Annotated in this window: 24 protein-coding genes; 6 read left to right on the top strand and 18 right to left on the bottom strand. The window is 72.7% G+C overall.

What is annotated here, in order from left to right:
• Window positions 1-126: 126 nt before the first annotated feature.
• The 8 genes from AV521_RS07490 to infC form a co-directional block, all read right to left on the bottom strand.
• Complete coding sequence (locus AV521_RS07490; RefSeq protein WP_076085305.1) at window positions 127-1,224, bottom strand: PP2C family protein-serine/threonine phosphatase; 1,098 nt, start codon at window positions 1,222-1,224, stop codon at window positions 127-129.
• A gap of 321 nt (window positions 1,225-1,545) precedes the next feature.
• Window positions 1,546-4,074 (bottom strand): phenylalanine--tRNA ligase subunit beta, encoded by a 2,529-nt coding sequence (gene pheT, locus AV521_RS07485; protein ID WP_076085302.1) that lies wholly within the window; start codon window positions 4,072-4,074, stop codon window positions 1,546-1,548.
• Window positions 4,074-5,195 (bottom strand): phenylalanine--tRNA ligase subunit alpha, encoded by a 1,122-nt coding sequence (gene pheS / locus AV521_RS07480; RefSeq protein WP_076085299.1) that lies wholly within the window; start codon window positions 5,193-5,195, stop codon window positions 4,074-4,076. The genes pheT and pheS overlap by 1 nt, the downstream gene beginning before the upstream one ends.
• A gap of 167 nt (window positions 5,196-5,362) precedes the next feature.
• On the bottom strand, window positions 5,363-6,505 hold the full coding sequence (locus AV521_RS07475; protein ID WP_076085296.1) for an ATP-binding protein: 1,143 nt from the start codon (window positions 6,503-6,505) through the stop codon (window positions 5,363-5,365).
• A 50-nt stretch (window positions 6,506-6,555) separates the two neighbouring features.
• Window positions 6,556-7,410 (bottom strand): RNA methyltransferase, encoded by an 855-nt coding sequence (locus AV521_RS07470; RefSeq protein WP_076085293.1) that lies wholly within the window; start codon window positions 7,408-7,410, stop codon window positions 6,556-6,558.
• Between the two features lie 221 nt (window positions 7,411-7,631).
• Window positions 7,632-8,015, bottom strand: a complete 384-nt coding sequence (gene rplT, locus AV521_RS07465; protein ID WP_006141703.1) for a 50S ribosomal protein L20 — start codon at window positions 8,013-8,015, stop codon at window positions 7,632-7,634.
• A gap of 107 nt (window positions 8,016-8,122) precedes the next feature.
• A complete protein-coding gene (rpmI, locus tag AV521_RS07460) occupies window positions 8,123-8,317 on the bottom strand; it encodes a 50S ribosomal protein L35 (protein WP_003977225.1) in 195 nt (64 codons plus the stop codon).
• 111 nt (window positions 8,318-8,428) lie between these two features.
• A complete protein-coding gene (gene infC, locus AV521_RS07455) occupies window positions 8,429-9,091 on the bottom strand; it encodes a translation initiation factor IF-3 (RefSeq protein WP_076085290.1) in 663 nt (220 codons plus the stop codon).
• Between the two features lie 356 nt (window positions 9,092-9,447).
• On the opposite strand from infC, the gene AV521_RS07450 reads away from it, so the two are divergent.
• The gene (locus AV521_RS07450; RefSeq protein WP_076085287.1) at window positions 9,448-9,816 is read left to right on the top strand and encodes a DUF1844 domain-containing protein; all 369 of its coding nucleotides are present in this window, start codon (window positions 9,448-9,450) and stop codon (window positions 9,814-9,816) included.
• 1 nt (window position 9,817) lies between these two features.
• On the opposite strand, the gene AV521_RS07445 is transcribed toward AV521_RS07450, so the two are convergent.
• Complete coding sequence (locus tag AV521_RS07445) at window positions 9,818-10,549, bottom strand: SseB family protein (protein WP_076085814.1); 732 nt, start codon at window positions 10,547-10,549, stop codon at window positions 9,818-9,820.
• Window positions 10,550-10,701: 152 nt separating this feature from the next.
• Between AV521_RS07445 and AV521_RS07440 the strand changes: the two genes are divergently transcribed.
• Entirely contained in the window at window positions 10,702-11,649 is a 948-nt protein-coding gene (locus AV521_RS07440; protein ID WP_076085284.1) for a serine hydrolase, read from the top strand.
• 11 nt (window positions 11,650-11,660) lie between these two features.
• Here the strand turns inward: AV521_RS07440 and mycP are convergent, their stop codons facing one another.
• Together mycP and AV521_RS50540 are read right to left on the bottom strand one after the other, a co-directional pair.
• Complete coding sequence (gene mycP / locus AV521_RS07435) at window positions 11,661-12,848, bottom strand: type VII secretion-associated serine protease mycosin (protein ID WP_076085281.1); 1,188 nt, start codon at window positions 12,846-12,848, stop codon at window positions 11,661-11,663.
• Window positions 12,845-14,161: a hypothetical protein gene (locus AV521_RS50540; protein WP_256725460.1), complete on the bottom strand. Its 1,317-nt coding sequence runs from the start codon at window positions 14,159-14,161 to the stop codon at window positions 12,845-12,847. The genes mycP and AV521_RS50540 overlap by 4 nt, the downstream gene beginning before the upstream one ends.
• Before the next feature lie 531 nt (window positions 14,162-14,692).
• Between AV521_RS50540 and AV521_RS07425 the strand changes: the two genes are divergently transcribed.
• Entirely contained in the window at window positions 14,693-15,895 is a 1,203-nt protein-coding gene (locus AV521_RS07425) for an amino acid deaminase/aldolase (protein ID WP_076085278.1), read from the top strand.
• A gap of 12 nt (window positions 15,896-15,907) precedes the next feature.
• Here AV521_RS07425 and AV521_RS07420 read toward each other — a convergent pair whose 3' ends face one another.
• Genes AV521_RS07420 through AV521_RS07410 form a run of 3 tightly spaced genes read right to left on the bottom strand, consistent with a single transcriptional unit; the run spans window position 15,908 to window position 19,463 of the window.
• On the bottom strand, window positions 15,908-16,690 hold the full coding sequence (locus AV521_RS07420) for a 3-oxoacyl-ACP reductase (protein WP_076085275.1): 783 nt from the start codon (window positions 16,688-16,690) through the stop codon (window positions 15,908-15,910).
• Complete coding sequence (locus AV521_RS07415; RefSeq protein WP_076085272.1) at window positions 16,687-18,075, bottom strand: aldehyde dehydrogenase; 1,389 nt, start codon at window positions 18,073-18,075, stop codon at window positions 16,687-16,689. Before AV521_RS07415 ends, AV521_RS07420 begins: the two co-directional genes overlap by 4 nt.
• A gap of 23 nt (window positions 18,076-18,098) precedes the next feature.
• Complete coding sequence (locus tag AV521_RS07410; RefSeq protein WP_076085269.1) at window positions 18,099-19,463, bottom strand: glutamine synthetase family protein; 1,365 nt, start codon at window positions 19,461-19,463, stop codon at window positions 18,099-18,101.
• Between the two features lie 95 nt (window positions 19,464-19,558).
• Here AV521_RS07410 and AV521_RS07405 point away from each other — a divergent pair, with 95 nt between their 5' ends.
• Complete coding sequence (locus AV521_RS07405; RefSeq protein WP_076085266.1) at window positions 19,559-20,311, top strand: FadR/GntR family transcriptional regulator; 753 nt, start codon at window positions 19,559-19,561, stop codon at window positions 20,309-20,311.
• A gap of 52 nt (window positions 20,312-20,363) precedes the next feature.
• Window positions 20,364-21,050, top strand: a complete 687-nt coding sequence (locus tag AV521_RS07400; RefSeq protein ID WP_076085263.1) for a gamma-glutamyl-gamma-aminobutyrate hydrolase family protein — start codon at window positions 20,364-20,366, stop codon at window positions 21,048-21,050.
• 4 nt (window positions 21,051-21,054) lie between these two features.
• On the opposite strand, the gene AV521_RS07395 is transcribed toward AV521_RS07400, so the two are convergent.
• Window positions 21,055-22,014, bottom strand: coding sequence for a phosphotransferase (locus tag AV521_RS07395; protein ID WP_076085260.1), 960 nt, complete (start codon window positions 22,012-22,014; stop codon window positions 21,055-21,057).
• A gap of 212 nt (window positions 22,015-22,226) precedes the next feature.
• Window positions 22,227-23,150 carry a LysR family transcriptional regulator gene (locus AV521_RS07390; RefSeq protein WP_076085257.1) on the bottom strand — a complete coding sequence of 308 codons (924 nt, stop codon included), beginning with the start codon at window positions 23,148-23,150 and terminating at the stop codon, window positions 22,227-22,229.
• Window positions 23,151-23,220: 70 nt separating this feature from the next.
• Between AV521_RS07390 and AV521_RS07385 the strand changes: the two genes are divergently transcribed.
• Window positions 23,221-24,387, top strand: coding sequence for a TDT family transporter (locus AV521_RS07385; protein WP_076085254.1), 1,167 nt, complete (start codon window positions 23,221-23,223; stop codon window positions 24,385-24,387).
• Here the strand turns inward: AV521_RS07385 and AV521_RS07380 are convergent.
• Together AV521_RS07380 and AV521_RS07375 are read right to left on the bottom strand one after the other, a co-directional pair.
• Window positions 24,299-25,018 (bottom strand): helical backbone metal receptor, encoded by a 720-nt coding sequence (locus AV521_RS07380; protein ID WP_076085251.1) that lies wholly within the window; start codon window positions 25,016-25,018, stop codon window positions 24,299-24,301. The genes AV521_RS07385 and AV521_RS07380 overlap by 89 nt on opposite strands.
• A complete protein-coding gene (locus AV521_RS07375) occupies window positions 25,018-25,587 on the bottom strand; it encodes a helix-turn-helix domain-containing protein (protein ID WP_076085248.1) in 570 nt (189 codons plus the stop codon). The genes AV521_RS07380 and AV521_RS07375 overlap by 1 nt, the downstream gene beginning before the upstream one ends.
• Between the last annotated feature and the right edge of the window lie 126 nt (window positions 25,588-25,713).

Here is a 25,713-nt window from a genome sequence, read left to right as displayed (position 1 = left end):
ACGCGCACTGTTGCGCAGAGTCGCGACCCCGGTTCACTGGAGTCCTCGCAAGAGGCCGGCCAGGCCACCGGCTCCCCCTCGAAAAGCGGTGGCTTGGCCAGGCGCGGGGCGACTACGGGGGTGCGGTCAGCGGTGCGTTGTCGGCTGCGGGTTGTCCTTGGCCGGCCGCGGCCGCGCGGCGGAGCCGCAGGTGTCACTGTCTCGCGGCCCTGGGCAGGTCAGCTTGCCCCGCGTTCGGTCGTTCCGCAGGACCAGCAGCGCTATGTCGTCCGTGGGCCTGCCGCCCGCGTGGTGCAGGAGCGCTGTGAAGAGGGTGCGCAGGACCGTCTGGGGAGAGACTGGGTGATCCTGTACGGCTTGGCGCAGCGTCCTCGGCAGGGAGAAGAAGCGGCCCTGGCCGTCCCGTGCGTCCTCCACGCCGTCCGTGAACAGGACGAGGGAGTCACCCGGGGCCAGTTGGCCACACGGCTCCGCCTCCAGCTCGGCCGGGAGCGGAAACGGTCCCAGCGGAGGCAGCGGATCGACGCGTGTCAGCGGCTCGACCCGCGCGCCGCTGATCCGATACGGCCATGGATGGCCGCAGTTGAGGGCGTGCAGCTCGTCGTCCCGGCCGATCTCCAGGAGCAGGACGGTGACGAACTCCTCGGCGACCGGGTGGTCGGGGTCCGCGCCGCCGTGGGCCGGGTGTTCGGCGCGAGCGCGCTCGCGCAGGTGCCGGGCGAGGGCGCGCTCCAGCCGGCGCAGGACGCCCCCGAGTTCGGGCTCGTCGTGGACCGCCTCGCGGAAGCTGCCGAGGACGGCGGCGACGGTGCCGAGGGCGGCCAGACCGTGCCCGCGCACATCGCCCATCACGACCCGCACCCCGTACTCGGTGGCGATCGCCTCGTACAGATCGCCGCCGACGCTCGCCCCGCGATCGGCGGACAGCTGGGCCGCGGCGACGTTCAGCCCGTCGAGGCGCGGCGGCAGCGGACGCAGTACGACGCTCTGCGCGGCCCGTGCCACCCGGCGGGCCTGGCGCAGCTCACGCACCAGCGCGCGGCGGACTTGGAAGATGAGCCCGGTGCCGACGGCGAGGAAGACGGCGCTGGTGACGATGCGCGCCCCGAGCCCGGTCTGCTGGGCGAGCGGGCAGCCGAACTTGTAGGCGACCGCCACGGCTCCCCAGAGCGTGGGCAGTACGGCTGCCCGTGTGGTGGGTGCCCGTGCCTTGATACGGATCATGCCTCTGGTCCCCCATGGAGAGTCCCTGACAGAGCAGACGGACCGACCCCGAAAGGCCGGTCCGATTCTGTCGACGCCATGGCCCGAGGAGACCAGATCGCCATGAGTTCCCACCCGATCGAGTGAGCCCGCGTCGGTCAACTCGCATTTATGCAGCTCGCCGAGGGGGACGGGAGGTGGCTCGGGCCTACGACGCGCATTCGGGGGTGGTGGCTGCATCCCCCAGGGGGCGGGGCTGTGTTCAATACGCGGCTCCGCCGCGTGGGCGCGGCCGGCCACGGGATACCCGCAGCCGGCCGACAACAGAACCCAGGGCGGCGATCAGCCCCTCAGGACAGCTCCCGTGCGCTCGCCCGCGAGGGCGACCGCCGCGTCCCGGGCCGCCGACGCCTCGTCCACCGTCAGCGTCCGGTCACCCGCGCGGAAGCGGAGCGCGTACGCCAGGGACTTCTTGCCGTCGCCCAGCTGCTCGGCGTTCTCGTACACGTCGAACAGCCGGATGGACTCAAGGAGTTCGCCCGCGCCCTCGCGAAGCGCCGACTCGACCTCTCCGGAGGGGACCGGCTTGTCGACCACGAGGGCGACATCCTGCGTGGCGACCGGGAACGTGGAGATCCGCGGTGCCTGCGGAGCGCCGTCACCCACCGCCTCCAGGGCGTCCAGGTTCAGCTCCATCGCACAGGTGCGCTCGGGCAGACCGAGGGCCTTCAGCACCCGCGGGTGCAGTTCTCCCGCGTGGCCCACGACCCGCTCCGTACCGTCGGCGGCGATCACCAGCTCGGCGCACCGGCCGGGGTGCCACGGACCGTACTGGCCCTTGCGGACGATCAGTCCGGCACCGGCCTCACGGGCGACGGCACGCGCTGCCTCGACGGCGTCGGCCCACCCGGCCGGACGGCCCTGGCCCCACCAGCCGGCCTGCTCGCGGGCGCCGCTGAGGACGACGGCCACGTGCCGCGGCTGCTCGGGCAGCGCGGCGTTGAGCGCGGCGATCTCCTCGTCGGTGGGACGCCGGTCGACGGACAGGTGCGTGGCGACAGCCCGCTCCTGCTCCTGCCGGGGGTGGAACACCAGACCCGTCTCGAACAGCGCCAGGTCATGGCTGCCCCGGCCGGCGTTGCGCCGCAGCGCACCGAGCAGACCCGGCAGCAGCGTCGTACGGAGCGCGGGCTCCTCGTCGCTGAGCGGGTTGACCAGCTTGACGACCCGGCGGGCCGGGTCGTCGGACTCCAGGCCCAGCTGGTCGAAGATCTGCTCGCTGACGAAGGGGTAGGTGGGCGCCTCGACGTAGCCCGCACCGGCCAGCACCCGGCCGGCCCGGCGGTGCAGCCGCTGCCGGTGGGTCAGACCGCGGCCCGAGGGGAGCTTGGGCAGCGTGGAGGGCAGGTTCTCGTAGCCCTCAAGGCGGATGACCTCCTCGGCGAGGTCGTTCGGGTCCACCAGGTCGGGCCGCCAGGACGGGACGGTGACGATCAGCTCGTCCTGCCCGTAGACGTCGCAGCCGACCTGCTGCAGGCGGCGGACGACCGCCTCACGGCCGTAGTCGACGCCCGCGACCTTGTCGGGGTGGTCGGCCGGGACGGTGATGGTGTGCGGCGCCGAGGGCGCGATGACCTCGGTGACACCAGCCTCCGCCGTACCGCCCGCGAGGAGCACCAGCAGGTCCACCGTGCGCTGCGCGGCGGCCGCGGCGGCCTGCGGGTCAACACCGCGCTCGAAGCGGCGGGACGCCTCGGACAGCAGCTTGTGGCGACGGGACGAACGGGCGATCGCGACGGCGTCGAAGTGCGCCGCCTCGATGACCACGTCGGTGGTCCCGTTCACGCCGTTCTCGGTGACCTCGTGATCGGCGATCTCGGTGTTGGCGCCGCCCATCACGCCGGCGAGGCCGATCGGGCCCCGGTCGTCGGTGATGACCAGGTCCTCGGCGTGCAGCCCCCGCTCGACGCCGTCGAGGGTGACGAGCTTCTCGCCCTCCGCAGCCCGGCGCACCCCGATCGTGCCCTGGACCAGGGCGCGGTCGTAGGCGTGCAGCGGCTGGCCCAGCTCCATCATCACGTAGTTCGTGACGTCGACGGCGAGCGAGATCGGGCGCATGCCGACCTTCTGCAGCCTGCGCTGCAGCCAGATCGGAGAGCGTGCCTCGGGGCGCAGGCCGGTGACCGTGCGCGCGGTGAAGCGGTCGCAGCCGAACGGGTCGGTGACCTGGACCGGGTAGCCGTAGGCGTTCGGGGCCGGTACGTCGATCAGGGCCGGGTCGCGCAGCGGCAGGCCGTAGGCGATGGCGGTCTCGCGGGCGACGCCGCGGATGGACAGGCAGTCGCCGCGGTTGGCGGTGACGGCGATGTCCAGGACCTCGTCGACCAGCTCCAGCAGCTCGATGGCGTCCTTGCCGACCTCGGTCTCCGGCGGCAGCACGATGATGCCGTGGTTGCCGTCGTCGCCCATGCCCAGCTCGTCGCTGGAGCAGATCATGCCGTGCGAGACCTTGCCGTAGGTCTTGCGGGCGGCGATGGAGAAGCCGCCGGGCAGCGTGGCGCCGGGCAGGACCACGACGACCTTGTCGCCGACTGCGAAGTTGCGGGCGCCGCAGACGATCTCCTGGGGCTCGCCGGTGCCGTTGGCCTGGCCGACGTCGACGGTGCAGAAGCGGATCGGCTTCTTGAACTCCGTCAGCTCCTCGATGGTCAGCACCCGGCCGACGACCAGCGGGCCCTTGAGGTCGGCGCCGAGCTGCTCGACGGTCTCGACCTCCAGGCCTGCGGAAATGAGCTTGGCCTGGACGTCGCGGCCGGTCTCCGTCGCCGGCAGGTCGACGTACTCCCGCAGCCAAGAAAGCGGGACCCGCATCAGATCTCCATCCCGAACGGCCGGGTGAACCGGACGTCACCCTCGACCATGTCTCGCATGTCTTCGACGTTGTGGCGGAACATCAGCATCCGCTCGATGCCGAACCCGAAGGCGAAGCCGCTGTACTTCTCCGGGTCGACGCCGCAGGCGGTGAGCACTCGCGGGTTGACCATGCCGCAGCCGCCTAGCTCGATCCAGCCCTCGCTGGAGCAGGTGCGGCAGGGCCGGTCCGGATTGCCGACGGACTCGCCCTTGCAGACGTAGCAGAGCATGTCCATCTCGGCGCTCGGCTCCGTGAAGGGGAAGAAGTTCGGCCGCAGCCGGGTCTTCATGCCCTCGCCGAACAGGGACTGGACCATGTGGTCCAGGGTGCCCTTGAGGTCGGCCATGGTCAGGCCCTCGTCCACGGCGAGCAGCTCGACCTGGTGGAAGACCGGGGTGTGCGTGGCGTCCAGCTCGTCGGTGCGGTACACGCGGCCGGGGCAGATCACGTAGACCGGCAGCTCGCGGTCGAGCAGGGAGCGGATCTGCACGGGCGAGGTGTGGGTGCGCAGCACGACACCGGACTCGGTGCCGCCGTTCGGCCCCTGCACGAAGAAGGTGTCGGCCTCGCCGCGGGCCGGGTGGTCCGGGCCGATGTTGAGCGCGTCGAAGTTGAACCACTCCGCCTCGACCTGCGGGCCCTCGGCGACCTCGTAGCCCATGGCCACGAAGACGTCCTCGATCCGCTCGGACAGCGTGGTCAGGGGGTGCCGGGCGCCGGCCGGGACGCGGTCGTAGGGCAGCGTGACGTCGACGTCCTCCTCGACGAGGACACGGGCGTCACGCTCGGCCTCCAGCTCGGTCTGGCGGGCGGCGAGCGCCTTGTTGACGGCGCCGCGGGCCATACCGACGCGCTTGCCCGCCTCGGCCTTGGCGTGCGGGGGCAGGGCGCCGATCTCGCGGTTGGCGAGGGCCAGCGGGGAGGCGGGGCCGGTGTGGGCGACCTTGGCCTCGTGGAGCGCGTCGAGGGAGTCCGCGGCGGCGAAGGCGGCGAGCGCCTCGTCCCGCATGCGCTCGATCTCTTCCGGTTTCAACGTCTCGACCTCGACAGGGTCGTACGACTTATTGGGTGCCGACATCTCTTCCCGTGCTTCCGATTGTCCCCCAGCTAACGCTGGGAGGTGCCCCCAGGCGGATGGTCCCCGTCACCGACTCGCGAGGGCCGCGTGAAGGACACAAAGGTGCCAAAGGCCGAGTCTAACGGGGTGAAGGAACGCGAATGCGCCCGCGGGCTGCCCAGGCGTTCTCAGGCGAGGTACGCCGGGGCCCCCACGGGCAACGTAAATCGGAACTCGGCGCCGCCGCCGGGGGCGCGACCGACCGTGATGGTGCCGCCGTGGGCTTCGACGATGCCCTTGACGATGTACAGCCCGAGGCCGGTGCCGCCGCGCTTGCTGCCCCGCCAGAAGCGGGTGAAGACGCGGTTCATGGATTCCTCCGGGATGCCGGGGCCCTCGTCGCTCACCGTGACCGATGTGCCGGTTTCCTCGCCCTCGCGCGGGGATGCGCAGGGTGTGACGTCCATGGTGACGGTTCCCTCGCCGTGCCGCACGGCATTTTCGATGAGGTTGCTGAGGACCTGGTCGATCTTGTCGGGGTCGGCCCACAGGGCGGGCAGGGGCTGCTCGATGCGCAGCAGGAAGCGGTCGGCGGGCTGGCCGGCGGCGACGTAGGCCTGGATGTGCCGGGAGACGGCGGCCCCGATGTCGACGAGCTGCCGGCGCACCTCCAGCCGTCCGCTGTCGATCCTGGAGATGTCCAGCAGCTCGGCGATGAGGCGGGTGACCCGGTCGGCGTCGGCGTCGACGGTCTCCAGCATCAGCCGCTTCTGGTCGTCGGTGAAGCGTTCCCACTTGGCGAGGAGCGTGGCGGTGAAGCCCTTCACGGAGGTGAGGGGCGAGCGCAGCTCATGGGCGACCGTCGCTATCAGCTCGGCGTGGCTGCGCTCGGTACGGCGGCGGGCCTCGGTGTCCCGCAGACAGACGACGACGCGCTGGACGGCCCCGAGGGGTTCGGCCCGGATGTACCGGGCGGAGACGAGCACCTCCCGCCCTCCCGGCAGCAGCAGATTCCGCTCCGGCTGCCGTACCCGGATCGCGAGCCCCCCATAGGGATCGGTGAGCTGCCACCACCGCCGCCCCTCCAGATCCTCCAGGGGCAGCGCCTTCTCCAGCGGCTGCCCGAGGGCGTCGGCGGCGCGTACGGCGGTGATCCGGCCGGCGGCGGCGTTGAAGCAGACGACCCGGCCGCGCTCGTCGGCGACGACGAGGCCGTCGGGCAGCTGGTCGGGGTCGAGCTCCGCATGATCGCCGCACCGGGACGCGGATACCCACCGCGCGTCCCGTCCCTCCGGTCCCCCCGGCGCGGTGCTCGTGCCGGCCACACTCATCCCCGTACCCCACCTCTCAGACGGCGCAGGGCCCCGAGCTGGTCACCCTACTAGCTCTGGGTGACGGTGCGGCACCCTCCGTTGGCGCGTTGTGCACGGGCCGATGCATAGAGACATACGGCGGCGGCCGTGGCCAGGTTCAGGCTCTCGGCCTTTCCGTGGATGGGCACGCGGACGACGGCGTCGGCGAGGGCGCGGGTCTCCTCCGGCAGCCCCCAGGCCTCGTTGCCGAACACCCAGGCGGTCGGCCCGCCCATGGTCCCCTTGTCGAGTTCGTCGTCGAGATCGTCGGTCCCGGCACCGTCGGCGGCGAGGATCCGCACACCGGCGTCCTTCAGCCCGGCCACGGCCCGCTCGACGGGGACACCGACGGCGACGGGCAGATGGAAGTGGGAGCCGACGGAGGCGCGCACGGCCTTGGGGTTGTACAGATCGACGGAGGCGTCGGTGAGTACGACGGCCTCGGCACCGGCGGCGTCGGCACAGCGCAGCACGGTCCCGGCGTTGCCGGGGTCCCGCACATGGGCGAGTACGGCGACCAGCTTCGGCCGGGCGGCAAGGATCTCCTCGAACGGCGTGTCCAGGAACCGGCACACCCCGACCAGCCCCTGCGGGGTGACGGTGGTGGAGATGTCGGCGATGACGTCCTCGGAGGCGAGATGCACCCGGGCGCCGGCGGTGCGGGCCTCGCCGATGATGTCGGCGTACCGCTCCGCGGCCTCGACCGTGGCGAACAGCTCGACCAGGGTGGGGATGCCGTCGGCCTGATGCCCGGCCGCCTCCCTGACGGCCTGCGGCCCCTCCGCGAGAAACAGCCGGTCCTTACCCCGGAAGTTCCGCTTGGCAAGCCGCCGGGCGGCGGCGACACGTGCGGACCGGGGGGAGATCAGCTCGGGGACGGGCATCCTCTACTTCACCTTCAGGAGAGTCTTCATTTTTCCGGCGTCGGAGGGCAGCGTCCCGAAGCGGACGGCACTGCGGTTCCCCAGGGGCGCGGGGAACTGCGCGAGCAACCACTACGGACCGGCAGCCGAACGCATCGCGCCACACGCCCCCCAACAACAGGACCCGCAAGCCGTAAAGCCTGCGGGTCCTACAGTCACGTCGGCCTAGAGCCAGCGCAGCGTCACGCGGCCTTCGGCGCGTTGACGTCCGACGGCAGCGCCTTCTGCGCGACCTCGACGAGCGCGGCGAACGCGTTCGCGTCGTTCACGGCCAGCTCGGCCAGGATCTTGCGGTCGACCTCGACGTTCGCGGCCTTCAGACCCTGGATGAAGCGGTTGTAGGTGATGCCGTTGGCGCGGGCAGCGGCGTTGATGCGCTGGATCCACAGCTGACGGAAGTCGCCCTTGCGCTTCTTGCGGTCGTTGTAGTTGTAGACCAGCGAGTGGGTGACCTGCTCCTTGGCCTTGCGGTACAGGCGCGAACGCTGACCGCGGTAGCCGGAGGCCTGCTCGAGGATCGCCCGGCGCTTCTTGTGGGCGTTGACTGCCCGCTTGACGCGTGCCACTTGTTAACTCCTTGTAGCGGGGTCGTGGTGGTCCTCACACGACCCGGAAACGACTTCGGTCCCGGTGTTGGCGTACGGCGCTCAGGGGTCGGCGAGCGCCGCGTACGTCACTTGCCGAGAAGCTTCTTGATCTTCGCGGCGTCGCCCGGGGCCATCTCGGCGTTGCCGGTGAGGCGACGCGTGACACGGGACGACTTGTGCTCAAGCAGGTGGCGCTTGCCGGCGCGCTCGCGGAGCACCTTGCCGGAGCCGGTGATCTTGAAGCGCTTGCTGGCACCGCTGTGCGACTTGTTCTTCGGCATAGCGCCGTTATCTCCTCGTCGGTGGCGCTCCGGTGCCCGGTCGCGAAACCGGGCACGGTGGAGCGTCGCTCTTGTATCGATTACATCCTTGGGGACCGTGGTCCCCCGGGATCACGCCTCGGCGGGCTCCTCGGCGGACGCCTCAGCCTCGGCAGCGTTCTGCGAACGACCGGGGTTGGCCTTCGCCTCCGCCTTGCGGGCTTCCTGCGCCTGACGGGCCTCGGCCATGGCCTCGGTCTTCTTCTTGTGCGGACCGAGGACCATGATCATGTTTCGGCCGTCCTGCTTCGGGTTCGACTCGACGAAACCGAGGTCCTGGACGTCCTCCGCGAGGCGCTGCAGCAGTCGGTAGCCCAGCTCGGGCCGGGACTGCTCGCGACCACGGAACATGATCGTGATCTTGACCTTGTCGCCCTGCTTGAGGAACCGTACGACGTGACCCTTCTTGGTGTCATAGTCGTGCGGGTCGATCTTCGGCCGGAGCTTCATCTCCTTGATGACCGTGTGCGCCTGGTTCTTGCGCGCCTCACGGGCCTTCATGGCCGACTCGTACTTGAACTTCCCGTAGTCCATGAGCTTGCACACGGGCGGACGGGCGTTCGCCGCGACCTCGACCAGGTCCAGGTCGTACTCCTGCGCAAGCTCCAGTGCCTTCGCGAGCGGCACAATGCCGACCTGCTCGCCACTGGGACCGACAAGTCGCACCTCGGGAACGCGAATCCGGTCGTTGATGCGGGGCTCGGCGCTGATGGATCCTCCTCGGTAGCACCACACGGTTGTCTGGCGGACAGCCGCGTATGTCTCTTTTCGTTAGACCTAACCGCGCCGAAGCACAAAAAATGCCCCGGACGATCACAGGCGGGGCTCCAGAACACTACCGGAGCACCGCCGCGATGCCGCGGGGCGCGCTTTCGGGCGACTCCATCGTCCGTACGGAACGATGGTGGCCGCCTGACCGGGTGACCCGCCGTCCCGAGGGACGGTCAGGTGGGAGATCGGAGCCTCCACTTGTGGGCCGGACGCTCTGTTGTTCACAGGGCATGTCCAGCCGGTCGTTACACAAGGTTAGCAGCACCGTCCAGGAAGGGCTAATCGGAGGACGTGAACCCGCACCGCTTATCGTGTGGGGCATGAGTCAGACCCCTCCTGAGAACCCCGCTGAGAATCCCGACTTCGACGCGATGACCCGGGACATCGCCGAGGTCCCCGCCGTCGAGGTGATCGTGACGGTCGCCGTCAACCTGATGAGCGCCGCCGCCGTGAAGCTCGGGCTGAGCGAGGAGGGCGAGAAGTACAAGGACCTGGACGAGGCCCGCAAGCTGATCACCGGGCTCGCCGGCCTGATGGACGCGAGCGCGACCGAGATCAGCTCCTTCCACGCGGCCCCGCTGCGCGACGGCCTGAAGTCGCTGCAGCTGGCGTTCCGCGAGGCGTCGATCGTCCCGGACGAGCCGGGCCAGGGGCCGGGCGAGAAGTACACCGGCCCGGTCTACGGCTGAGCTATCCCTTGACGTACAGGGGCTCGCCCGGAGGCGTGGTCCCGGCCGGCAGCAGTGCCAGGTCGAGGCCGCGCACCAGGCGGGCCCTCAGTGTTTCGTCGGCGGCGAGGCGCTCCGCGACCGCGCGGGCGGCCCGGGCAGGCTCCGCGGCCGGGTCGAGGACGAGGGCGAGGGTGCCATCGGCCTGGCCGGGTCCGAGGTGGGCGCGCAGCACGGCGGGCTCCGCCGCCACGGCCGTACGGACGGCCTCGGCCACGGCCGGGTCGGCGAGCGGGTCGGTACTGGTGCGGCCCTCGGCGAGGGCGCGCAGCGCCGGGCCGGTCAGCTCGAACGGCACCGGTCCGGCGAGGTCCAGGACGACCGTGTCGGCCTTCTCGTGGGCGGCGGCCTCCAGCGCCTGATGCAGCGGTACGGCGACCGGGCGGGCCGCGGGGTCCCAGCGGGCGAGGGAGTCGGTGGAGGTGAAGGCGGGCAGGGCGGTGCGCCGGCCGGCCTTCAGGGTGGGTACGGCCATGTCGCTGGTCTTCTCGCGGCGCAGCCCGTTCTCGTCCTCCTCGACCTCACCGAGCACGGCGACGACCGGGACGAGCAGGCGGGCGCCCTGCAGCGCCTCAAGGACCGGCCCGAGGGCGCCGCGGTCCTCGGCCCAGGCGGCGAGCGCGGCGCTCAGCCGGGGGTCGGCGGAGCCGTCGTCGTCGGAGAAGCCGGGGTCGGGAATGTTCTTGTTCGCCACGGTCACCGACCCTATAGGCACGTGACCGGACCTCCGCACGGAGCCTTCACCGGCCTCCGCGCCGAAGCCCTCACCGGAATCTCAGCGTTCCCCGGTCCCCGTCTCATGTCCGTCCGACGCGGCGCACAGTCCCCGCCCGAAGCATCGCGGGCATGGAGTCTTCCAGAGCCCGCCGTGGCCGTCGTGCGCGCCCGTCCCGGCACCGTCCGCTGCTGTACGCCGCGCTCGCGGTGGTCGCCGTGGGCGGGGTGACGGCCGGCGGCACCGCGTATGTGAAGGCGCGGGCGCACCCGGGGACCGCGGCCGTATCGTCGTCGGCGGTGCCCTCGGTCTCCGTCTCGGCCGGGGCGGGTGAGGAGGCCTCCGTGACGGAGCCGGTGGTGGACCGGGACGTGGTGCTGAGCAAGGCGATGACGGCGGTGAGGGTGCCGTCGGGGGCGCGGGTGTCGGCGGCTGTGCTGGCGGTGGACTCCGGGGAGAGCGCCGTGCACGGGGACACGGCGTTCGACACGGCGAGCATCGTCAAGGTCGACATCCTGGCCGCGCTGCTGCTCCAGGCGCAGGACGCGGACCGGTGGTTGACGGCGGCCGAGCAGGCGTATGCCACGAAGATGATCGAGAACAGCGACAACGCGTCCGCGACGGCGCTGTGGCACTCGATCGGCCGGGCGGACGGCCTGGACGCGGCGAACACACGCCTCGGGCTCACCGCGACCTCCGGGGGCGACGGCGAGCTGTGGGGGCTGACACAGACCACGGCCGCGGACCAACTCGTCCTGCTCCAGCAGGTGTTCGGTGCGGATTCCAGGCTGAGCGCGGCCTCCCGGACCTATGTGCAGGGTCTGATGAAGTCGGTCGAGGCGGACCAGCGGTGGGGGGTGTCGGCCGTCGCCGAGGGCAACTCCTGGGCGCTGAAGAACGGTTGGCTGGCGCGCAGCACGACGGGCCTGTGGGACGTGAACAGCATCGGCCGGGTGACGGTGGACGGCACCGGCTATCTGGTGGCGGTGCTCTCGAAGGGCACCGAGAGCCAGGCGCGGGGCATCGCACTGGTGGAGGCGGCGGCGAAGGCAGCGGTGTCGGTGTTCGCCGACGCGTGATCGGTCGTCCCTCAGGCCGATGTCCTGCGGCCCCGCCACAGCACCACGCCCGCCACCAGGAGGACCCCGCCGGTGCCGCCGGCCAGCGGGCCCGCCCAGTCGGCGGTCGAGGAGGTGGCCTTGGGGGCGTCCGGGCCGGCGCCGAAGTACTTCTTGTCGTACGACGAGATGCGCAGGCTCTGTGGCCGGATCCGGTCGGCCGCCTGCAGCGCGGCCGCCGGGTCGATCATGCCGAAGCCGCGGGAGTCGTCCCGGCCGCCGACCGGCGGATCATCGGCGGTGTCCTCCAGCAGTTTCTTGATCTGGACCGGGTTCAGGGTGGGGTGCGCGGCCTTGATCAGGGCCGCCGCGCCGGAGACGAAGGCGGAGGCTGCCGAGGTGCCCCAGCCCGAGTAGTACTTGTGGTCGGGATCGGCGATGACCACGTTGACACCGGGCGCGCTGACCGCCGCGTACCAGCGGCGGGTGGAGAAGGAGGCGCGGGTGTCGTAGCGGTCGACGGCGGTGGCGGCGATGACGCCGGGATAGGCGGCCGGATAGGAGATGTGGTCGCCCTTGTCGCCGCCGTTGCCCGCGGAGGCGACCACCACCACGCCCTTCTTCAGGGCGTACTGCACGGCCTCGTCCTCGCTCGGCTCCGGGTGCGCGGAGTTCGAGTCGTCGCCGAGCGAGAGGTTGATGACGTCGGCGCCGTGGTCGGCGGCCCAGCGGATGCCGTCGGCGAGGGCGTTGCCGCGGATGGTGCGGGCCTTGGTGCGGGCGGGGTCGTCGTCCTCCAGGATCACCCGGACGGGCAGGATCTTCGCCTCGGGGGCGACGCCCATGACCCCGGCGGAGTTGCCGGGGCCATGGCCGTGCCCGGCGATGATGCCGGCCATGGCGGTGCCGTGCCGGGCCCAGGTGCGGTCGCCCTGCGCGGCGCCGAAGCCGATCATGTCCTTGTCGGGCAGGACGTTTCCGGCGAGGTCGGGGTGGTCGGCCTCGACGCCGGTGTCCAGGACGGCGACGGTGACGCCCCGGCCCTTGGTGGTGCGCCAGGCCTCGTCCAGGTGCAGCGCGGACAGGGCCCACTGCTGGGCGCGGATCCCGTCGGCGTGGGCCGCGGTGGCCGGCAGCAGGGCGAGGGCGCCGGCGAGCAGCACGCTCAGCGCGGCTCCGGCGGGGGCCACGCGGCGGCGCCCGGGTATCGATCGCCTCATGAGGACTTCTCCGTGGCCGTTCCGATGCTCTGGCGCAGCCGTCGTTCGATGCGGTCGGCCAGCCCCTGGGCCTCGTTGCCGAGCCCGGCTTGTGCCGGTGCGGTGGTGGCCTCGGCGCTGATGGCGTCGGCGGCGGGCTGGGGCTCGTCGACGCTGCGGCCGTCGGCCCAGCCGGAGACGGCGTAGCCGACGACGGGGGCGTCGGTGAGGACGGAGATGGTCCAGGAGGCGCGCTGCCTGTCGCCGAAGTCGGCCGCGGGGGTGCCCTTGGCCGCGTAGGGACGGGGCATCAGGTCGGCCCGCCGGTCCAGGGCCTCGGTACGGAAGCGGTGGGCGAGCGCGGACATGGCGGCGGGGTCGGCCTTGGTGAACAGCAGCCCGACGGTGGTGACATAGCTCTGGGTGGCGTCGGTGTAGGTGGCGCGCAGCAGCCGCTGGCAGCCGACGGTGGCGAGAACCCTGGACAGCAGCGGGTCGAAGGCGCCGGCGCAGCCGCTGTCCGGGGCGACGGCGATCCGGGTCCAGGTGCGGTCGGCGCCGCCGGGTCCGGCACCCGTGCCCTGGACGGTGGGCGGGAACAGCTGGTCGACGGGCATGTTGTGCCAGAGCGTGCCGGCGGTGGCGAAGTGGTCGCCGGAGACGGCGTCCCCGTCGTCGTCGGTGATCCAACTCCCCGTCACGGCACCGCCGATGAGACCGAGACCGAGCACCAGACAGGCGGCCGCGGCGGCGGTGCGGGGCCCCACCAGGTGCCGGGCCCGCTCGTGGAAGGCCTCGGGCTGCCCCAGCGAGATGACGGGCCGCGCGGCGGCGGTGCTCCAGGACAGCTCGGGGTCCGGCGCGTGCGGGCTGACCGGGTGGGCGGGCGCCAGGGGGCTCCAGGCGGTCGTCTCCCGCGCGGGCACGGAGGAGGGGAGCCTGGGAGGAGCCGTTTTGGGAGAGTCGGACATCGGGCGGAGCCGGGTCGTCGTCTCCACGGCCGTGGGCTCCGCCGGGGGCACCGGGCGCAGCCGGGCGGTCGTTTCCGTCGCGGCCTCGGCAGGGGCTCCCGGCCGACGGCGTCCCGTGCGCGGCGGCGCGTCGGGAAACCGGGCCGATGCGGGCGGCGGAGGCGGACTTTCGGGGGCCGTGCCCTCGGGTACGACGGGCTTGGGCTCGGTACCGCTGCCCTGGCCGGCCCGCCCGGAGTCCGCGGCGGACGGCCGTGCGGCCCGCGGGACGAAGACGGAAGGCTCGTCGTCCGGGTCGTCGGCCGAGGGCGTGTCTGCCGGGCGCGCGGGGGCGGAGCCGGCCGACGTGGCGGCCGGACGCACCGGGGTCTGCGAACGCGCCGGGGCCGACGGCAGGGACGCTCCGGACGGCCCGGACGGACGCGGCGCAGTGGACGGACGCGGTGGGTGGAACTGGACCGGAGGCGCGGACGGTCCCGGCGAAGTCGACGGCCGTGGCGGCACGGACGGAGTCGACCGGCCCGGCTGGACCTGCGCGGGTGACGCGCCCTGCCCGGACGGCGGACCCGGCGGAGTCGATGGCCGTGGTGGGATCGGGGCGTGGCGCGCTTCCGTGCCCATGCACCCCCCGTTTCCTCGTGCCCGGTGCGTCTTCGCGTACGCGGGCCGCTGCGCTGCTCGGCCGCGCCCGGGGCGGAAGCTCCGTCCGGGCACGCATACCCGTACGGCCGGACCGGCATCCCGGTTCAGGCGAAGCGGCCGGGCGCGTTCCGCCGTACGTGCGCGTCACTCTACGGGTTGTCGGGGCCGGAATCAGAACCAGTCCGGGGCGGCGGGGCATCTGCCCGGAACGTCCCCCTACCCTGCGGTAATCCTGTCTGGCAGGCTTCCGTCATGACTGCGCGTGCCGCTGATCGGGCCCGTTACGACCGGGCCACCGCCCATCTCGACGCCCCTCTCGCGATCGTGGACCTGGACGCCTTCGACGCCAACGCGGCCGATCTCGTCCGCCGGGCCGCGGGCAAGCCGGTCCGGGTCGCCAGCAAGTCCGTGCGCTGCCGGGCCCTGCTGGAGCGGGCTCTGGCCAAGGACGGCTTCCGGGGCATCATGTCGTTCACCCTGGCCGAGTCGCTGTGGCTCGCCCGTTCCGGGTTCGACGACATCCTGCTGGCCTATCCGTCCGCCGACCGGAGCGGCTTCGCGGAGCTGGCCGCGGATCCCAAGCTCGCCGGTGCGGTGACCGTGATGGTGGACGATCCGGCGCACCTCGACCTCATCGACTCCGCCCGCGACGGCGGGCGTGAACTCATCCGTGTCTGCCTGGAGTTGGACACCTCGCTGAAGCTGCTGGGCGGCCGGGTCCGGGTCGGGGCCCTGCGCTCTCCGCTGCGCTCCCCCGCCCAACTCGCCGAGCTGGCCCGGTCGGTGGCCCGGCGTCCGGGCTTCCGGCTGGTGGGGATCATGGGGTACGAGGGTCACATCGCGGGTGTCGGGGACTCGCTGGCCGGGCGGCCGCTGCGGTCGCGGGCCATCCGGCTGATGCAGGCGGCCGCCCGCCGTGAACTGGCCGAGCGGCGGGCCGCGGCCGTGCGTGCGGTGCGGGCCGTCGTACCCGGCCTGGAGTTCGTCAACGGCGGTGGCACGGGCAGTGTGCAGCACACCGCCGCCGAGGACGCCGTGACCGAGATAGCGGCCGGTTCGGGGCTGTATGTGCCGCGGCTCTTCGACAACTACACGTCCTTCACCGGCCGCCCGGCGGCCCTGTTCGCCCAGCCCGTCGTACGACGGCCGGGCGTCGGGGTGGTCACCGTGCTCGGCGGCGGGTATCCGGCCTCCGGGGCCGCCGGTCCCGACCGGCTGCCGGTGCCGTATCTGCCCGAGGGCCTGACGTACGACCCGCAGGAAGGCCCCGGCGAGGTGCAGACCCCGCTGCTGGGCTCGCCCGCCGACGACCTCCTCATCGGCGACAAGGTGTGGTTCCGGCACGCCAAGGCGGGCGAACTGTGCGAGCGGTTCGAGAAGCTGCATCTCGTCGAGGGGGACGCGGTGACCGCGACCGTGCCGACCTACCGGGGTGAGGGGCACACCTTCCTCTGACGGGCTCTGGCTCTACAGCGGCGTGACGTACGCGCCCGCGATGCCGCCGTCCACCAGGAAGTCGGTGGCGTTGACGAAGGAGGAGTCGTCGCTGGCCAGGAAGGCGACGGCGGCGGCGATCTCCTCGGCCTCGGCGAACCGGCCGACCGGGATGTGCACGAGGCGGCGGGCGGCCCGCTCGGGGTCCTTGGCGAACAGCTCCTGGAGCAGGGGGGTGTTGACCGGCCCCGGGCACAGGGCGTTCACGCGGATGCCCTCGCGGGCGAACTGCACGCCCAGCTCGCGGGACATGGCCAGCACGCCGCCCTTCGAGGCGGTGTACGAGATCTGGCTCGTGGCCGCGCCCATCCGCGCCACGAAGGACGCGGTGTTGATGATGGAGCCCTTGCCCTGCCGGCGCATGTAGGGGATGGCGGCCTTGCAACACAGGTAGACGGAGGTGAGGTTGACCTCCTGGACGCGCTTCCAGGCCTCCAGGCCGGTCTCCAGGATGGAGTCGTCGTCGGGCGGGGAGATACCGGCGTTGTTGAAGGCGATGTCGACGCTGCCGTAGGTGTCGTACGCCGTCTTGAACAGCGCCTCGACCTGCTCGGGGTCGGTGACGTCGACCTTCACGAAGAGTCCGCCGACCTCGTCGGCGGCGGCCTTGCCGCGGGCCTCGTCCACGTCCGCGCAGACCACGTGGGCGCCCTCGGAGGCGAGCCGGCGGGTGGTGGCGAGGCCGATGCCGCTGCCGGCTCCGGTGACGACGGCGGTACGGCCGACCAGGCGGCGGCAAACAGATTCTGCGGTCACTGTGCGGGGCCCTCCGTGCTGTGGGAGACGTCGCTGATGAAGACGTTCTTGGTTTCGGTGAAGGCGGTCAGGGCGTCGGGGCCCAGTTCGCGGCCGAGGCCGGACTGCTTGAAGCCGCCGAACGGGGTCCAGTAGCGGACGCTGGAGTGGGAGTTGACGGACAGGTTGCCCGCGCGGACGGCCTGGGAGAGGCGCAGGGCGCGGCCGAGGTCCCGGGTCCACAGGGAGCCGGAGAGGCCGTACGGGGTGTCGTTGGCGAGGCGGATCGCGTCCTGCTCGTCGGTGAAGGGGAGGAGGACGGCAACCGGCCCGAAGATCTCCTCGTGGGCCGCCGCGCTGTCGTGGCGCTCCCCCGTGAGGACGGTCGGCGGGAACCAGAAGCCGGGGCCGTCGGGGGCGCTGCCGCGCAGGGCCGGGGCGTCTGCGGGGACGTAGGACCGTACGCGGTCGAGCTGCTGACGGGAGATCAGCGGGCCCATCTGGGTCTTCTCGTCGGCGGGGTCGCCCACGACGACGTCGGCCAGCGCGTCGGCGAGGAACTCGCGGGCCTCGTCGTAGACGGACTCCTGGACCAGGATGCGGGTGCGGGCGCAGCAGTCCTGGCCGGCATTGTCCAGGAAGGAGAACGGGTCGAGGGCTGCGGTGAGGTCGGCGTCGGCGAAGACGATGTTGGGGCTCTTGCCGCCGAGTTCCAGGGTGACCGGCTTGACCAGGCGGGCGCAGCGCTCCATGACCTCGCGGCCGGTGCGGGTGGAGCCGGTGAACACGATCTTGGCAACGTCCGGGTGGTCGACCAGGGCGCGTCCGGCGGTGTGGCCGTGGCCGGGCAGCACCTGGAAGACGTGCTCGGGCAGGCCCGCCTCCAGGGCGAGTTCGGCGAGGCGGAGCGCGGTGAGCGGGGTGGTCTCGGCGGGCTTGAGGACGACCGCGTTGCCGGCCGCGAGCGCCGGGAAGGAGCCCCAGGCGGCGATCGGCATGGGGAAGTTCCAGGGGGCGATCACTCCGACGACACCCAACGGCTCCTGGAAGGTGATGTTCCAGCCGCCGGGCACGGGGATCTGCTTGCCGAGGAGGCGTTCGGTGCCACCGGCCGCGTACAACAGCAGGTCGCGGGCGTTGCCGGCCTCCCAGCGGGCGTTGCCCACGGTGTGCCCGGCCTCGCGGACCTCCAGCTGGGCGAGTTCCTCGGTGTGGGCGTCGACCACGTCCGCGAAACGGCGCAGCAGCCGGGCCCGGTCGGCGGGGGCGAGGGTGGCCCATCCGCTCTGGGCCCGGGCGGCCCGTACGACGGCGGCGGCCACGTCCTCCTCGCTCGCGGCGGGGACGGTGGCGACGACCTCCTCCGTGGCGGGGTTGAGGACCTTCAACGCGTCTGAGTCGGACACGAATCGACCTTTCACGGGCTGGTTCACAGGCGTTCGAAGGAGCGGCGCAGCTCCCAGTCGGTGACCGCGGCGTCGAAGGCCTCCAGCTCGACGCGCGCCATGTTGCGGTAGTGCGCGACCACCTCGTCGCCGAAGGCCGCCTTGGCGATGGGGCTGTTCTCCCACAGCTCGGCGGCTTCGCGCAGGGTGGTCGGGACGTGCGCGAGGCCGGCGGTGTAGGCGTTGCCGGAGCAGGGATCGGGGAGTTCGAGTTTCTGCTCGACGCCGTACAGGCCGGCCGCGACGAGTCCGGCGACGGCGAGATGGGGGTTCACATCACCGCCGGGGAGGCGGTTCTCGAAGCGCAGGGAGCGGCCGTGGCCGACCACGCGCAGGGCGCAGGTGCGGTTGTCGTGGCCCCAGGCGACGGCGGTGGGGGCGAAGGAGCCCGGCTGGAACCGCTTGTAGGAGTTGATGTTCGGGGCGTACAGGAGCGAGAAGTCACGCAGGGCGGCGAGCTGTCCGGCGAGGAAGTGCCGCATGACGTCGGACATGCCGCCGGGGCCGTCCGAGGCCATGGCGTTGTTGCCGTCGGCGTCGGCGAGGGACAGGTGGATGTGACAGGAGTTGCCCTCGCGCTCGTTGTACTTGGCCATGAAGGTGATCGAGACGCCCTCCTGGGCGGCGATCTCCTTGGCGCCGGTCTTGTACAGCGCGTGCTGGTCACAGGTGACGAGGGCCTCGTCGTAGCGGAAGGCGATCTCGTGCTGGCCGGGGTTGCACTCGCCCTTGGCGGACTCGACGGTGAGGCCGGCGCCCGCCATGTCGTTGCGCAGCCGGCGCAGCAGGGGCTCGATGCGGCCGGTGCCGAGGATGGAGTAGTCGATGTTGTACTGGTTGGCGGGCGTGAGCCCCCGGTAGCCCGAATCCCAGGCCGCCTCGTAGCTGTCCTTGAAGACGATGAACTCCAGCTCGGTGCCGACCTGGGCGGTGTAGCCGAGGGCGGCGAGCCGCTCCAGCTGGCGGCGCAGGATCTGGCGGGGCGCGGCGACGACCGGGGAGCCGTCGTTCCAGGCGAGGTCCGCGACGAGCAGGGCGGTGCCGGGGTGCCAGGGGACACGGCGCAGGGTCGACAGGTCGGGACGCATGGCGAAGTCGCCGTAGCCACGGTCCCAGGAGGACATCGCATAGCCGTCGACGGTGTTCATCTCGGTGTCGACGGCGAGGAGGTAGTTGCAGCCCTCGGTGCCGTGGTGCAGGACCTCGTCGAGGAAGAAGCGGGCGGCGAACCGCTTGCCCTGGAGGCGCCCTTGCATATCGGGGAAGGCCAGGACGACAGTGTCGATCTCACCGCTCGCGACGAGGGCGTGCAGTTCCTCGACGCCGAGCGGGGGTGTGCGGTCTGCCACGGGAGAGCCTCCTTCGGCGCCTTCGCGCTTTTTCGGCCGGGCCGGGAGCCTTAAGGTATTGCTCAGAACCATTGTTTGGGAAGGGGGTACGGCGGATGTCGCGCGAGACGGAGTGGCACGGGGCGCATGCGCCGGGAGTCGCCGACGGGCTCGCTCCGGTGCTGCGCCCGGTGCGGGCGGGCAACGGCTTCGAGGAGGCGCTGGAGCAGATCCTCCAGGTCGTACGGCTCGGCCTGGTGCCTGGCGGTGAGCGGCTGCCGGCCGAGCGGGAGCTGGCGGAGCGGCTCGGGATCAGCCGCGTGACACTGCGCGAGGTGCTGAAGGTACTCCAGGACCAGGGGCTGGTGGAGGCGCGGCGCGGGCGCTACGGCGGAACGTTCGTCCTGCCGCGCACGGACGCCGGCGGCGAGGACGAGCTACGGCGACGGATCGCGTCGGTCGACATCGAGGACGTACTCCGGTTCCGCGAGGTCCTGGAGGTGGGCGCGGCCGGGCTGTGCGCGGCGCACGGACTGACGGCCGAGCAGGCGGACCGGCTGCGCGAGGCGCTGGACCGCACCCACGAGGCCCCGCTGGCGGACTACCGGCGGGCGGACACCCTGCTGCATCTGACCCTGGCCGAGCTGTGCGGCTCCCCCTCCCTGACCGCGCAGTACGCGGCGGTCCGGGCCACGGTGAACGACCTGCTGGACTGCATCCCGCTGCTGGTGCGCAACCTGGAGCACTCGCAGCGCCAGCACACCGCGCTGGTGGAGGCGGTGCTGGACGGGGACGCGGACGGCGCGCGGGAGATGATGCGCGAGCACTGCGCGGGCACGGCGGCGCTGCTGCGGGGCTTCCTGGCATAAGCACGCTCTGCAAAGGTGTGAGGGTGAACCTTTGACTGCCGGGGAGGGCAGCATGACGGTACGGCCACTGATCGGTGTGAGCACATATCTGGAGTCCGGCGCGCGCTGGGGCGTGTGGGAGCTGGACGCGGCGCTGCTGCCGGCCGGCTATCCACGGCTGGTGCAGCGGGCCGGCGGGCTGGCCTGCATGCTGCCGCCGGACGCGCCCGAACGCGCGGCGGAGACCGTGGCCCGGCTGGACGGGCTGGTCATCGCGGGCGGCCCGGACGTGGACCCGGCCCGGTACGGCGCCGAGCGCTCCCCGCGCACGGGGCCGCCCGCACGGGAGCGGGACGCGTGGGAGCTGGCGCTGATCGACGCGGCGCTGACGGCGCGGGTGCCGCTGCTCGGGATCTGCCGGGGCATGCAACTGCTGAACGTCGCTCTCGGCGGCGCGCTCGTCCAGCATCTCGACGGACATGCGGAGGTGGTCGGGGCCTTCGGGAGCCATCCGGTCAAGCCGGTGCCGGGGACGCTGTACGCCGGGCTCGTACCCGAGGAGACGGCCGTGCCCACGTACCACCACCAGGCGGTCGAGCGGCTCGGCCGAGGCTTGATCGCCTCGGCGTACGCGCCGGACGGCACGGTGGAGGCGGTGGAGCTGCCGGCGACGGAGGGCTGGGTCCTCGGAGTCCAGTGGCATCCGGAGATGGGCGAGGATCTGCGGGTGATGCGGGGGTTGGTCGCGGCGGCGGGCTGAGCGGTCAACGCCACAGGCGCTTTCTGAGCCAGTGCAGGGCCGTGTCACCCTGGGCGCGCTGGAAGGGGCGCAGGGTGGGCAGGCCCGGGGGTGCCGGGTTGAGGGAGCTGCGCAGGAAGTAACCCGTGAGGGCGGCCAGCGCGGCGGTCACGGCGTCCGGGTCTGCGTCCCGGCCCAGCGGGTGCGCGGCGAAGACCTCCTCGGGGTCGGGTCCGCCCTGCGCCCGTACGCACGGCAGCAGAACGAGCAGGTCGAACCAGGGCGCGGCGCGCAGGGCGTGCGGCCAGTCCACGAAGACGACACCTCCGTCGGCCGTGAGCAGCACGTTGTCCGCGCGCAGGTCGCAGTGGGCCAGGGTGTCCCCCGAGGCGCCCTCGGCCCACCGGGCCTCCAGCGCGGCGAGGTCGGGCAGATGGCCGGCGGCCCAGGCATCGAGCCGCCCCCGCACGTCACCGGCTTCGCCGTCGAGCAGCCGGCGCCAGCCGCTGAAGGCTTCCGCCAGGTCCTCGGCGACGGGCGGGACGTCCAGCGGGCACGGCGTGCCGGTGCGGCCGAGCACGGTCACGGCGTCGAGCACCCGGCCCAACTCGTCCGGCCGCCAGGGCACATACGGCTGGCGCCCGGCCACCTCCTCGAAGACCAGCGCCACCCAGGTGCCGTCGTCGTACGTCCCGAGCAGGCGGGGTGCGGGTACGGCGGGCGGGAGCGCGGCGGCGTTCCGCGCCTCCCGGCGGTGCAGTTCGGGGCTGTGCGGGTTGGCCTCGGCGCTCACCGCCTTGACGAAGCCGGTGCCGCCCGCGGCGGTGCGGACGCGGGCGGCCACGCCGGGTGAGAACCCGCCGTTCTGTGTCACGGCGCGTACGACCGGCGCGCCGAGCGTCTCGCCTACCGCGTGCCGGACGGCGGAGGGGAGGTCTTCCCAGGGGGTGCGGGCGCCTGCGGCGGGCGGGGCGGTGACGGTCATGCGGGCATGGTGCCGTGCCCTGCGGGCGATGGGCCACGGGATTTCGCCGTTGGGCCCGGGGCCGTCTGCCGGGTGGCGGCGCGTGGTGGGCTGGTCGCGCCCACGCGGCGGTAGCCGCATATCGATGCGGGCCCGCGCCCCTCGGGGGGTGCGGTGCGGCCGGTTGCGAGGCGCCGCCGCTGCGGGCAGGCGCCCCGTAGCGGAAGTACCCCTCACCCCCGGGTCAGTGACAGCAACTCCCGCGCGGGCCCCGTAGGCCGATGCCCCGTCGGCCAGACCGCTCGCAGGTCGCGACGCAGCGAGACGCCCTCCACCGGGATGCTGACCAGGCGCCGCATGGCGAGTTCCTCGCCCACCACCAGCTCGCTGAGGACCGAGGGGCCGGCGCCGCTGACCGCTGATGCCTTCACCGCCGTGGTGGAGGACAGCTCGATCAGGGGGCGGGCGAGGCCGCCGAGGGCCGCGTCCAGAACCTGGCGGGTACCGGAGCCGCGCTCACGGAGGATGAGGGGGGTGGAGGCCAGCTCCTCCGCCGTCAGGGGGCGCCGGCGCCGGGCCCAGGGATGGCCGGGCGCGGTGACGACGATCAGGTGGTCGCGGGCGATGACGGCGGAGTCCAGGCCCGTGGGGACCGACAGGCCCTCCACGAACCCCAGGTCCGCCTCGCCGGCCAGCAGGAGTTCCGCGACCTTCGCCGAGTTCCCGGCGAGGAGGGAGACCGCCGTGTCGGGGCGCTCGCCGTGCAGCGCGAGGAGCCAGCCGGGCAGCAGATACTCGGCGATGGTCATGCTCGCCGCCACCCGCAGCCGTGAGTCCCGGCGGTCGCGCAGGGCCCGCGCACCCGCGTCGAAGGCGGCCGCCGCCTCCACCACGCGGCGGGCCCAGTCCGTCACCAGCGCGCCCGCGTCCGTGAGCCGGGAACCGCGCGGCGAACGGTCGACCAGGGCCACCCCCAACTGCCGTTCCATGGACCGGATCCGGCTGCTCGCCGCGGGCTGGGTGATGCCGACCTCGCGCGCCGCCGCACCGAGACTGCCCAGCCGCGCCACCGCCAGCAGCAGCTCCAGTGCGGCCAGATCGGGCACCCGGTGTGCCAGTGGTCCGGTGTGCTCTCGCTGCCCCTCCGCCTCGCTCATAAGACCAGCTTATGCCCTCATAGTCGGGAACTCCCTGGTCAGGGGCGGACAGCGGCGGGACCGTGGAGTCATGGTCACCGTAGCCCACCCCCTGCCCACCGCCTCCGTCCCGCGCGCCTCCCGGGTCCGCCGGCTCGGCCCCAACTGGTACGCCTCCGTCATGGGCACCGCCATCCTCGGCTCCGCCGGTGTCGCGCTCCCCGCGCACCCGGCAGCCCTGCGCGCGGTGTTCGCGGGGGCCTGGGCACTGTCCCTGATCATGCTGGTGGCCCTGCTCGCGGCCCGGACCGTGCACTGGACCCGGCACGGCGACCAGGCCCGCGCCCATCTCCTCGACCCGGCCGTGGCGCCCTTCTACGGCTGCCTGTCGATGGCCCTGCTGGCGGTCGGCGGCGGCGCCCTGACCGCCGGGCGGGATCTGATCGGCACCGGCACGGCGGTCGTACTGGACGCCGTGCTGTTCACCGCCGGTACGGCGGTCGGGCTCGCGGCCGCCATGGCCGTGCCGTACCTGATGGCCGTACGGCACCGGGTCGAGCCCGCGCAGGCGACCCCGGTATGGCTGCTGCCGCTGGTCGCGCCCATGGTGTCGGCCGCGCTCGGCCCGCTGCTCGTGCCGTATCTGCCGGCGGGTCAGCCCCGCGAGACCCTCCTGCTGGCATGCCTGGCGATGTTCGGGCTGAGCCTGCTCGCGACGCTGCTGATGCTGCCGCTGGTCTTCGCCCGACTGATCAGCTCCACCCCGCTGCCGCTCGCGCTCACCCCGACCCTGTTCCTGGTCCTGGGTCCGCTCGGGCAGTCCACCAGCGCGCTCGGCAAGATCGCGGACGTGGCACCCGGAGTCGTACCGGCTCCGTACGACCGTGGCCTCGGCGTCTTCGCCGTGCTCTACGGGGTGCCGGTGATGGGGTTCGCGCTGATGTGGCTGGCGCTGGCGACCGCGCACGTGGTGCGGGCCCACCGGCAGGGCATGGGGTTCGCGATGACCTGGTGGGCCTTCACCTTCCCAGTGGGGACCTGTGTCACCGGCGCCATGGCTCTCGCCCGGCACACCGGTCTGGCGGTGTACGACGGGCTGGCCGTCGGGCTGTACGCCGTCCTCACCGCCGCCTGGCTGGCTGCCGCCGGCGGCACCCTACGCGGCCTGCTCAGCGGCGAGCTGCTCGCAGCGCCTCGGCCAGCACCCGTGGCGCTGTCCGCAGGGACGGGCCGTACCACGTCAGGTGCCGGCCACTGACCAGGGCGCAGGGCAGGCCGGGGAAGGCCTCGGGGCCGTCGTCGGCGGTGAAGCGGTAGGGCTCGTCGGGGAGGACCACCAGGTCCGGAGCGGCCGCGCGCAGCTCCTCCAGCGGGATGCGGGGGTAGCGCTCGGGGTGGCCGGCGTGCAGGTGGTCGACGCCCAGCCGGGCCAGGACGTCACCGGCGAAGGTGTCCCGGCCGAGGACCATCCAGGGGCGCCGCCAGATCGGCACGACCGCCGTCGCACGGCCCTCCGGCCGCGACAGTGCCGCCCAGACCTCCTCCGCCTCCACCAGCCAGCCCGGCCGTTCCCGTGCACCGCACGCACTGAGCACCCGCTCCAGCTCGGCGAACGCCTGCGGCACCCCGCGCACCTCGGTGACCAGCACCGAAAGCCCTGAGGCGCGCAGGGCATCGAGGTCGGGGGCGCGGTTCTCCTCCTCGTTGGCGATCACGAGATCGGGAGCGAGGGCACGGATCCGCCCGGTGTCCGGGTTCTTGGTGCCGCCGATCCGGGTGACGTCCAGGTCCGCCGGGTGCGCGCACCAGTCGGTGGCGCCGACGAGGACTCCGGGGAGCGTCTCGGCGACGGCCTCGGTGAGGGACGGTACGAGGGAGACGACCCGCACTAACGGGACCGGTCCTGGACCGCTTCGATGTGTTCGGCCACCGCCACCACGACGACCCGTGTGTCCGGCACAGTCGCCCGCCACCGGTGCCGGACGCCGCCGGTCAGATACAGGGTGTCGCCTCGGCCGAGGCGGTATGCGCGACCCTCGGCCTCGATCTCCACCGCACCGTCGGCGACGTACATCAGCTCGTCGTTGCGATGCTGGAACTCGCGGCCGGCGTCGTGGTCGCCGGTGAACTCGGAGGCGTGCAGCTGGTGGTGGCCACGCACCAGGGAGCGGGTGCGGGGCGCGAAGTCCTCCTCGGCGGCAGGGTCGGCGCGCACGACGTCGACGCTGGCCGCCGGGTCGGCGGCGGCGAGGAGTTCGACAGCCGTGGTGCGCAGGGCGTCGGCGAGCTTCTCCAGCGAGGTGCGGCTGGGGCGGGCCCGGTCGTTCTCGACCTGGCTGAGGAAGGGCACCGAGAGACCGGTGCGCTCGGCCACGACGGCGAGCGTCAGCTCCAGGGCGCGGCGCCGCCGCCGGACGGCCGCGCCCACCCGCACAGGCTGCTCTTTGTGGTCGCCCATCGCTCCGGCTCCCTCCCTCGCTCGTCGTGCCTCTGTCCGGGTGCCCCGGTCGGGGCAGCCGCCTTCTGATGACTTCTCTGCACCCTACGCATGTTCGGCAAACCGTTTCAGGCGCCTGTCACATCC

This window comes from Streptomyces sp. IMTB 2501 (assembly GCF_001953885.1).
In the GTDB taxonomy this organism is placed as follows: Bacteria; Actinomycetota; Actinomycetes; order Streptomycetales; family Streptomycetaceae; genus Streptomyces.
Note: the sequence above shows the minus strand (reverse complement) of the source record. Positions and strands in the feature narration are given on the sequence as shown.

Bases quoted from the DNA above. Each gene is read 5' to 3' on its own strand.
- AV521_RS07490 (WP_076085305.1), bottom strand. From the start codon at position 1,224: ATGATCCGTATCAAGGCACGGGCACCCACCACACGGGCAGCCGTACTG.
- pheT (WP_076085302.1), bottom strand. From the start codon at position 4,074: ATGCGGGTCCCGCTTTCTTGGCTGCGGGAGTACGTCGACCTGCCGGCG.
- pheS (WP_076085299.1), bottom strand. From the start codon at position 5,195: ATGTCGGCACCCAATAAGTCGTACGACCCTGTCGAGGTCGAGACGTTG.
- AV521_RS07475 (WP_076085296.1), bottom strand. From the start codon at position 6,505: ATGAGTGTGGCCGGCACGAGCACCGCGCCGGGGGGACCGGAGGGACGG.
- AV521_RS07470 (WP_076085293.1), bottom strand. From the start codon at position 7,410: ATGCCCGTCCCCGAGCTGATCTCCCCCCGGTCCGCACGTGTCGCCGCC.
- rpmI (WP_003977225.1), bottom strand. From the start codon at position 8,317: ATGCCGAAGAACAAGTCGCACAGCGGTGCCAGCAAGCGCTTCAAGATC.
- AV521_RS07450 (WP_076085287.1), top strand. From the start codon at position 9,448: ATGAGTCAGACCCCTCCTGAGAACCCCGCTGAGAATCCCGACTTCGAC.
- AV521_RS07440 (WP_076085284.1), top strand. From the start codon at position 10,702: ATGGAGTCTTCCAGAGCCCGCCGTGGCCGTCGTGCGCGCCCGTCCCGG.
- mycP (WP_076085281.1), bottom strand. From the start codon at position 12,848: ATGAGGCGATCGATACCCGGGCGCCGCCGCGTGGCCCCCGCCGGAGCC.
- AV521_RS07425 (WP_076085278.1), top strand. From the start codon at position 14,693: ATGACTGCGCGTGCCGCTGATCGGGCCCGTTACGACCGGGCCACCGCC.
- AV521_RS07405 (WP_076085266.1), top strand. From the start codon at position 19,559: ATGTCGCGCGAGACGGAGTGGCACGGGGCGCATGCGCCGGGAGTCGCC.
- AV521_RS07400 (WP_076085263.1), top strand. From the start codon at position 20,364: ATGACGGTACGGCCACTGATCGGTGTGAGCACATATCTGGAGTCCGGC.
- AV521_RS07395 (WP_076085260.1), bottom strand. From the start codon at position 22,014: ATGACCGTCACCGCCCCGCCCGCCGCAGGCGCCCGCACCCCCTGGGAA.
- AV521_RS07390 (WP_076085257.1), bottom strand. From the start codon at position 23,150: ATGAGCGAGGCGGAGGGGCAGCGAGAGCACACCGGACCACTGGCACAC.
- AV521_RS07385 (WP_076085254.1), top strand. From the start codon at position 23,221: ATGGTCACCGTAGCCCACCCCCTGCCCACCGCCTCCGTCCCGCGCGCC.
- AV521_RS07375 (WP_076085248.1), bottom strand. From the start codon at position 25,587: ATGGGCGACCACAAAGAGCAGCCTGTGCGGGTGGGCGCGGCCGTCCGG.